This window comes from Planktosalinus sp. (assembly GCF_059864935.1).
Genome location: NZ_JCBCCK010000292.1, coordinates 1 through 1,675 on the forward strand (window position 1 = coordinate 1; position 1,675 = coordinate 1,675).

Annotated in this window: 2 protein-coding genes; both read right to left on the reverse strand. The window is 42.9% G+C overall.

Features of this window, described 5'->3' with window-relative positions:
* On the reverse strand, positions 1-1,340 hold a 1,340-nt coding region (gene ligA / locus AC6F75_RS09640; protein WP_500714801.1), incomplete at its 3' end, for an NAD-dependent DNA ligase LigA.
* Between the two features lie 82 nt (positions 1,341-1,422).
* The coding region (locus AC6F75_RS09645; RefSeq protein WP_500714802.1) for a MazG nucleotide pyrophosphohydrolase domain-containing protein at positions 1,423-1,675 on the reverse strand (253 nt) is incomplete at its 5' end.

Genomic DNA, 1,675 nt, shown 5'->3' on the forward strand with positions numbered 1-1,675 from the left:
CCCTCAATATCCATCGCTTTACGCGAAACAAAATGTTGAATCCTGCCCACAATTTGCGGCGGGCAACCGTAAAAATTGGGGCAATAATGCTGGGCTTCACCTTCTTTTCGCGTAAGCACTGTTTGACATTCAGGGCATTGAGTGATGTATTGTGTGGGTTGTGAGTGTATGTCTCGTTTGCTGAAGTCCACACCCACTATTTTAGGAATGATTTCCCCGCCTTTTTCCACATAAACGGTGTCGCCTTCGCGAATGTCAAGTTTTTCAATCTGGTCTGCATTGTGCAGTGATGCACGCTTTACAGTGGTTCCGGCGAGTTGTACCGGTTTTAAATTGGCTACCGGGGTGATGGCTCCTGTCCTTCCCACTTGATAAGTAATCTTCTCCAATACCGTAACCGCCTGTTCGGTTTTAAACTTATATGCTATCGCCCAGCGGGGTGATTTAGCGGTATAACCCAACTCTTCCTGCTGGTGCAAATCGTTTACTTTGATCACCACACCGTCTGTTTCATAAGGCAATTCGTGACGATGAACATCCCAGTGATGGATGAACTGCAGTACTTCTTCTATGGAATTGGCAAGTGCGCAAGCTTCAGGAACTTTAAAGCCCCAGTCACGGGCTTTTTGAAGGGATTCAAATTGGGTAATGATGGGCAATCGTTCTCCTACAATGCCATACATCAAACAATCCAACGGGCGACGGGCAACCTCAGCGCTATCCTGTAATTTTAAACTGCCTGATGCCGTGTTACGGGGATTGGCATAAGGTTCTTCTCCTGCCTCGAGGCGTTCTTCGTTCATTTTGGAAAAACCTGCAAGCGGTAAAATGATTTCGCCACGAATATGGAATTTCGGCGGAAAATCACCTTTCAGTTTTAAGGGTACTGAACGAATGGTTTTCACATTACTGGTGACATCATCACCTTGTGTTCCGTCTCCGCGGGTGACTGCTTTTGTGAATGTTCCGTTTTCGTAAGTCAGGTTCATGGAAGCACCGTCATATTTTAACTCGCAGGTGTATTGAATGTGTCCGTCAACCAGCTTTTTAATGCGCTTTTCCCAATCGAGCAAATCTTCTTCAGAATAGGAATTGTCCAAAGAGTGCATCGGGAATTCGTGCATTACGGTTTGAAAGTTTTTGGTAACGGCACCTCCTACCCTTTGTGTGGGTGAATTGGGATCAAAAAACTCGGGATGTTGTTCTTCCAGATGCTGCAACTTTTTGAGCATTTGGTCAAACTCAAAATCAGATATTACCGGGGCATCAAGCACATAATAATTATAATTGTGCTGATGCAGTTCTTCACGAAGTTGGTTGATTTTATCTTTAATATTCATTGTAAATTAAAAAATAAATTTAGTTTACTATTTACTGTAAACAGTAAACTATAAATTAACAAGAATTCTATTAATCCAAATTTTAAAACCTTTTTGCCTCTTCCCAGAACACATCCATTTCAGCCAGTGTCATTTCCCTGAGGGGTTTGTTGACTGCTTTGGCTTTTTCTTCCAGGTATTGAAAGCGTTTGATGAATTTTTTATTGGTGCGTTCCAGGGCACTTTCCGGGTCAACTTTTAGAAAACGGGCATAGTTGATCATTGAAAAAAGGACATCCCCAAACTCGGCTTCTATTCTTTCGGCATTGTTTTCATTGACCTCGTGTTGCAATTCG